We start from the raw sequence: 6,783 nt of genomic DNA on the forward strand, positions 1-6,783 counted from the left end.
GACAGTGGGAACATGTCTATGTAGATCAGGGATATATGACGGATGATATGTTGACACCTGATTATATCCATTGGCTTTATACCGCCTTTACCCGTGCCAAGAGTAAACTCTTCTTAGTGAATTGGCCTAAAACACAAACGCAAGCCTGAAGAGTTCCCTGCGCTGGAAATCGATTTCGGATATAAAGTTACTAATATTTCTTTTTTTTTCGCTATTTTTTATACATTATTAAAAAATAATCCTTATCTTTGCATCCGTAAACCTTGCTGAAAGCCTCCATTGGGCTGAGGTCGGGGATGCATATATATATTAAGGCGTAACTGAACGCTTTGGTTTTGACGATTCGTGAACTTCGCAAATTCAACAACTTGTCAAGAACAAAAGCAACGGGGACGCCCTATGGGGTGTATATTATACAGCCCTCATTGGCTTTGGACTCATACGTTCAGAGTTAGATGGGGTATCTATATAGTTACATCGGCGTGGGGCTTTCAGCGTTGCTCGTTTCGGCAAGTTGGGGCAATGCGAAGGCCTACGAATCGTGGAACGAGTGACAGGACTGGCTCCACGCTTTCTTTATATATATACCTTATTTATTATATTAACTGCCAATTTGGGAGTCGTTGGTATAACAACATCTGATATGAAAAAGAACATGATGAAACTTGCCGTTATTGCATCATTGCTAACAGTTTTCACTACAGAAGCAAATGCCCAAGTTCAAAGAAGTGAATGGACGGTTGGTCCTATCATCACAACAACCAATCCTGCTTATTCTGGTGCAGCTATGGTAGCAGAAAGTGCCATCGCCGCCATTTACTGTGGCGTAGATATGGAAGAAGGAACTATTAAGCGAGATTTACCAGCTTCAGCTAAATTTTGGATGCCAATGTTCACTTATAAATGGCACGCCATCAAAAGTATGAAGATTGATGACGACAAAGCGAAATTCAGACACAAGATGGATTGGAGTTTGAAAAACTACTCCGTTGGTTACCGCCTTGGCTATATGTCTCGAACGGTTCCATTGGGATTTGAAATCCAGGCAAACTACGAACAAGAAAATATGGCATACAAAATGACTGGCGATGAAGATTACAGAGATGCAACTAAGACGATGTTTGTTCCAACCGCATTGCTGAAAGTTCGATTTGGCAGTTACACAACAGGTGCATTCTGTCCTACTCTGGAATTGGGTGGAAGTTATGACTACGCACTAAGTTACAAAGAAAAAACTGATGGTGAAACAATTAAAAATAAAGATCTTGTCAACAGTGGATTCTCTGGCATTGTCGGCATAGGCTTTACCATTCCTTCAACTCACTGGCACTGGAACTTGCGCTACTCTCATCAGTTCTACAAGTATTACAACAAAGATGCTGTATTGGATGGTGAGAAGCTAAACTTTAACGAGAAATCCACATTTGGAACATTCATGCTTGTTTCATCTTATGCATTCTAACCATGAGAAAATCATCTTTCAAACATATTTTGCTTGCACTTGTCCTAATTTTGACAAGTGTAAGCTGCCAAGCTACCTCTAAAGAAATTTTAAAGGCAGACAGTTGTTGGAGCAAAGCAATCGGTGATAGTATTTCAGAAATCATAGTCAAATCAAAACATACCAAAACCTTTCTATGCAAATATGAAAAGGGCAAAAGTATTAGAACCGACTTCAAGAAATTGAGAAGAAAATATCAATTCTTATTGAGATTTCTTTTGTCAAATCCACAAATGACCCAACAAGACAAAATCGTCTATGGACATTTCACCCCTTGTATTGGCTTTGAATTGAAAAAATCCAACAAGGAGAAGGTTTATGTTTATGTGGACTTAGGACTTGGTAAATGGTCGATTAACGATACGGAATCAAAACAGATTAAACGATTCGACATAGAAGGCTATGAACTCTTACGTTTCTGTGCCATGCTCTATCCTACGGATAAATTTATTACAGGTGTTTACAATAATAGACTCAACAAATGAAAAAAGTAATTTTCCTTCTGTCTATGCTGCTGATGTCAGCTATGACATACGCTCAAACCATTCACTGGCTTACATTTATCGATACAAAAGATGAAAATGTTGGAGAGATAGATATTTTAGGAAGAAAAGTATTATATGGTAGATATATCAACCTTATCAATGCTGCTTTAGCTTCCAAAGGGATACCGCAAACATACAAGATTATTATGACTCACGCCTTTCTCCAGAAAACTGCAAGAAAGCCATTCAAAACTTGCATTGTCAACCTAATGACATCATTATGTTCTACTATATAGGACATGGCGGAAGAGCCATTAACGATAAATCTACAGTATATCCACAAATGTGCTTGGGACAATCCTACAATGAAAGAATGATCCCACTCGATTGGGTATATAACCAACTCAAGTCGAAAGGAGCTCGTTTGACTGTCACCATTGGAATGTGCTGCAATTCAGAATCTAGAGGTCTTACCTCAAAAATCGCTCCTCAGTTTAGTCCTAATAACGGAAATACATATATGACAGACCAAGAAGCTGCAAGAATTCAAGAACTATGTCTCAGCTACAAAGGAAATGTACTTGTCACATCAGCCTCACCTGGTCAGACATCAGGATGCGCGGAGAGTAATCTCGGCTATTTCGACACATATACAAACGTACTAGTGCATATATTTGATGCCCTTCAAAAAGGAGAATTAGCTCCCTCTTGGGATGCATTGTTGGCAGAAACAAAATCTACAGTCAATGAAGTTACAAAGAACAGACAAACACCTATCTTCGAAACTCACGTGACAAAGACATCGGCTCCTCGGCAAACCGCAAAGAAAGAAGCACCTCAACAAGAAAACATTGAAAAACCTACTTCTAAGCAAGAAGGAAGTACATCTGATGAAAATGCAGAAAAACAAACTGCCCAAAATCTCCTCAACAAAATTGCCACAATCTATGATTATCTCACAGACACTAGCATCAACGAAGAAGACCGCATTGAGGTAGAGCAAAGGTTTACCCAAACGTATAGTGACGAAATCAGTGAAGTCAAAGTACTAAGCCAAGACAATGATTTTGTTATTGATAGAAGTAGTTTTGAAGATTTCAACGGTAGAGTTGCGACATCTCGATTACTGAGAAAAATTGCCATTTGCGGATACTTAAAAGGTACAAATGGCAAAATTGCATTAGTCGTAAAAGAAATATATAAAAAGTAAAACAACATAATATGAAACAGAACATCCTTTACAAAAGACTGGCGATGTTGTTCTTCACCATCATAATGACGAGTATAGTTTTCGCACAAAACCAACTGACAGAACAAATCAAAAGACGTGCCGCAGAGAAAGTTGGTCAAATGAACGACTATATCTCATTTATGGCCAACAAGAATAAGAAAGCAAACACACGCCTTTACTATAAGAAAAAAGCTCTTAATCTTTTTGTTGGTTGCGGAGAAAGCTACGAGGAAGATGGAGTAAGAAAAGAAGGCGTACAAATGGAAGTTACATCCATTAAAAGAAAGACTAAATCACGACGGTTGATGAAGACTTACTTCCAAAGTCTTATTGACCTAGGATATAGCCAAGTAAACATTACCTCAACAGACATTGCAGACATAAAGGTAAGCCAACTACAAAAGATTGGCGAGAATCTTTTTGTGTGCACTTGCTATTTTGAACAAGCTTTTATTGGTTATCAAGATGGACGACCTATATACAAAGACATCACTCGTAAGCACGTTAAATGTTATGTTTTCGCAGAAGAAACGGAAAATGGAACCGAGCTGATGATTTTACTTGGTGATGTCACAGCAGACGAGACTCGCAAGTTATGATGAGACATATGCTTGCATTCATCTTCTTGTGCCTGTCCTATTCTATAGAAGGACGGGCGCAAGAAATCCACTGCGATACGATTCTTGAAAAAAGAATCTATGAATATATCGGCTTGTTCAAAGACTATTTGCAGTTTATGTCTAATGAGCAAAAGTCATTGGAAACGAGATGTTATTATGAGAAAAAAGCAAAGGCACTTTTCTCGCCAAACTCATATGCTATCATCTATAAAGATAGCATAGTTTTTCAGAGCTTCCCGATTGATTCCCTTCTGAAGAGTATTAGAACTTCTCAATTATCTTTATCGGACATTACATTAGATTCCATTCAAGTACCTAATTGGAACTGCAAAACACCAGACTCCCAACAAAGTACAATATGGGTAGAATGCAAAGTCATATCTATAGATAATGCGGTTACGTATAGGCATCAAGACAGCTTGATGCTTGCTAAGGAGTCAACCGAAAAACGTGAAGAATGGCATCCTTTGCTAGGCAATCTTTACATCAGTTATATACATAATCATGTCAAAGAAAATGAAATCAAAAAAGACAATTCTATACCTCTTACTATTGTTGATTGTACCCTTGACAACAAGAGCACAGTTTGTCAACGAGTTAAACAAAAGCATGTACGATGCAAGAGTAAAACTCGTGGACGAATTCTTCAGCCGATTCAACGGGACAGAAAAGAGAAAAGACATTCCAAGCAAAAGCAAAGATGCAAGGAAGAAGAATCTTCTCATGTTATTAAACCTGGCGAACTATAAATCTGCTAACGATGCAAAACTAAAGGTTGCAGACTCTATGATGCAACAAGTTATCATCCATCAAGTCCAACTCCATTATGCAGATTCTCTTTGGTTTGCCAAGGTAAAATGCAAAGGCAGTTACAAAGGCAAGGACACATCTTTCTTCCTTTATCTCACCATTGAGCAACGAGGTGAGGATATGTACAAATGGGTGATTCAAAAGGCAGAGGGTAAACTCTTTGAGTTGACACCCAAAATAAAGAATGAAAGAATCATGCTGATGCCAGACGACCATGAGACTAGATTCACCTCACTTCATCGTATAACAACCGACTACCAAAAGTGTGTCACCAATTTTGCCAATAAATACTACCAAGTAGATCCCACTACCGTATTTTTCACAATGGTACAAACTGGTCTCTTGAAAATCGACTTCATCGACAATGTGAAACTGACATTCCTTCAGATACCAGAATATGCTTTCAGTATTGAATACTTTGATCGAGAAGGCAATAATTCTGGTTGGCTCATCGACAACTTATGGAAGATGAGCAATGATGAAAAGGAGCAGTTCCTAAATAACATTTATACAAGACCAAAAAGTAAGATATGAAAAGAATTTATTTATTAGCAGGAATGTGCTTGACATTTCTTTCCACCTATGCTCAAGCTCCAACGACTACCATCCAAAAATATGGCAATTATCTTTCAACTTGGATGGACGAAGATGACATCGAAATGAGAGACAAAATCTCACAGATGTGTGAAGGTAAGAAAAGTTGCAGGGTGGACGACAAACTGATGTTAGAGTTTATCAAACGCTCCAAAGAAGTATTGGGAAACGGAGACAAAGTCATGGACACCTATCTCAATGGCTTTGAGAGCCTATGTGGCAAGACTCACTTCCAGTTGTCCAACATAACACAATTGGATGACGACGCAGCACCTGACATCAAGAACAAGAAAGACAATGAACCACCATTGAAATGTGTCACCGCAAATCTTTTTGTTAAGAACAAAGATCTTAACTTTACAGGATCAGACATGTTTATGATAAGAGGCAACATGATTACAGGTATCGTTGACAACAACAATGATTTGTCAATAGGTAAAGCTATACGCCTCTATTCACAGCACAAGTATGAAGAGGCTTTCCGAATGTTTCGTACCCTCGCCTATCAAGACATTTTCAACTATGAAGCCCAATACTATTTAGCTGTTATGGAAATAAGGAAGCAAGGCTGTAGTTATCTCTCACCTAAAGTAAGAGACAAAGAATGTCTTTGGTTTTGTTCAAAGCCATTTGTCATTACAGATGGTTCCAAAAAAGGAGCTAAACTAAAATCTTTCTATGATAGATTTTCCATGGATGGAAGCCAAAACATCTATAATGGATTTGGAATATATGCTAATTCATTCAGCTTATTAAAACCATTCAATGAAGGCTTATTGCCATTCAAAAAAAAAGTTGGCAACAAATATGTTTTCGGTTTTATGAATGAGTCTGGAAAGATTGTTATTCCAGCCAAATATGGCTTTGCTTATCCATTTGGACGCAATGGACTAGCCATCATCCAAAATGGAGATAAGGTTTGCGCTATAGACAATACAGGAAAAGAAGTTGTGCCATTTGGGGCATATGACAATATGGGAAGAGGTTTCAAGAACGGAAACAATATCGCTCACATTGGAAAAACTGCTTATCTTATTAACAAGGAAGGAGCCATAATCAAGACTCTTGTCAACAGCAATGAAGATGTATGGTGCGGCAACTACTACTTTGGAGACTATCTGGTAATTGGCGAAGGGACAGACATGAAATATATCTTCGATTGCAATGGTAATATTTTTTGGAAAGGTCATGCAAACGCTTATTCCATCAATGCAGAAAAAGGAACTATCGTTATGGGAAAAAATAATGGTGACAAGACGGAAACAATCACAGAAACAGAAGTGCCATATAACTGGTAACAAGACTTCAACAATATAGCATTTTACGTTTCCGAATCATAAAGCTTACTTCAATCGCCATCGAAGCCTACTTCAATCGCCATTGAAGCTTACTTCGTTGCGCAATGGAGTAAGCTTCATTGGTATTCAGGAGAGAAATGGACACTGCCATCACTTGCCACAAGGCACAGGGTGGACAGTGGGAACATGTCTATGTAGATCAGGGATATATGACGGATGATATGTTGACACCTGATTATATCCA

At 38.3% G+C, this 6,783-nt stretch carries 8 protein-coding genes and 1 pseudogene; all 9 read left to right on the forward strand.

The window, feature by feature from the left end; genetic code table 11:
- Positions 1 to 149, forward strand: a 149-nt coding sequence (locus QVD32_RS12330) for an ATP-binding domain-containing protein (protein WP_287710288.1), incomplete at its 5' end; no start/stop codon positions are given.
- Positions 150 to 643: 494 nt separating this feature from the next.
- Entirely contained in the window at positions 644 to 1,462 is an 819-nt protein-coding gene (locus tag QVD32_RS12335; RefSeq protein ID WP_134843885.1) for a hypothetical protein, read from the forward strand.
- 272 nt (positions 1,463 to 1,734) lie between these two features.
- The gene (locus QVD32_RS12340) at positions 1,735 to 1,986 is read left to right on the forward strand and encodes a hypothetical protein (protein ID WP_287710283.1); all 252 of its coding nucleotides are present in this window, start codon (positions 1,735 to 1,737) and stop codon (positions 1,984 to 1,986) included.
- Positions 1,983 to 2,282 (forward strand): hypothetical protein, encoded by a 300-nt coding sequence (locus QVD32_RS12345; RefSeq protein ID WP_287710284.1) that lies wholly within the window; start codon positions 1,983 to 1,985, stop codon positions 2,280 to 2,282. The genes QVD32_RS12340 and QVD32_RS12345 overlap by 4 nt, the downstream gene beginning before the upstream one ends.
- Positions 2,240 to 3,196: a caspase family protein gene (locus tag QVD32_RS12350; RefSeq protein ID WP_287710285.1), complete on the forward strand. Its 957-nt coding sequence runs from the start codon at positions 2,240 to 2,242 to the stop codon at positions 3,194 to 3,196. Before QVD32_RS12345 ends, QVD32_RS12350 begins: the two co-directional genes overlap by 43 nt.
- A gap of 11 nt (positions 3,197 to 3,207) precedes the next feature.
- Positions 3,208 to 3,816, forward strand: a complete 609-nt coding sequence (locus QVD32_RS12355; protein WP_134843888.1) for a hypothetical protein — start codon at positions 3,208 to 3,210, stop codon at positions 3,814 to 3,816.
- 537 nt (positions 3,817 to 4,353) lie between these two features.
- A complete protein-coding gene (locus QVD32_RS12360) occupies positions 4,354 to 5,181 on the forward strand; it encodes a hypothetical protein (protein WP_287710286.1) in 828 nt (275 codons plus the stop codon).
- A complete protein-coding gene (locus tag QVD32_RS12365) occupies positions 5,178 to 6,539 on the forward strand; it encodes a WG repeat-containing protein (RefSeq protein WP_287710287.1) in 1,362 nt (453 codons plus the stop codon). The genes QVD32_RS12360 and QVD32_RS12365 overlap by 4 nt, the downstream gene beginning before the upstream one ends.
- 146 nt (positions 6,540 to 6,685) lie before the next feature.
- Positions 6,686 to 6,783: pseudogene (locus tag QVD32_RS12370) on the forward strand (ATP-binding domain-containing protein); the annotation flags it as partial.

The organism is Barnesiella sp. (assembly GCF_022723415.1).
GTDB lineage: Bacteria > Bacteroidota > Bacteroidia > Bacteroidales > Barnesiellaceae > Barnesiella > Barnesiella intestinihominis.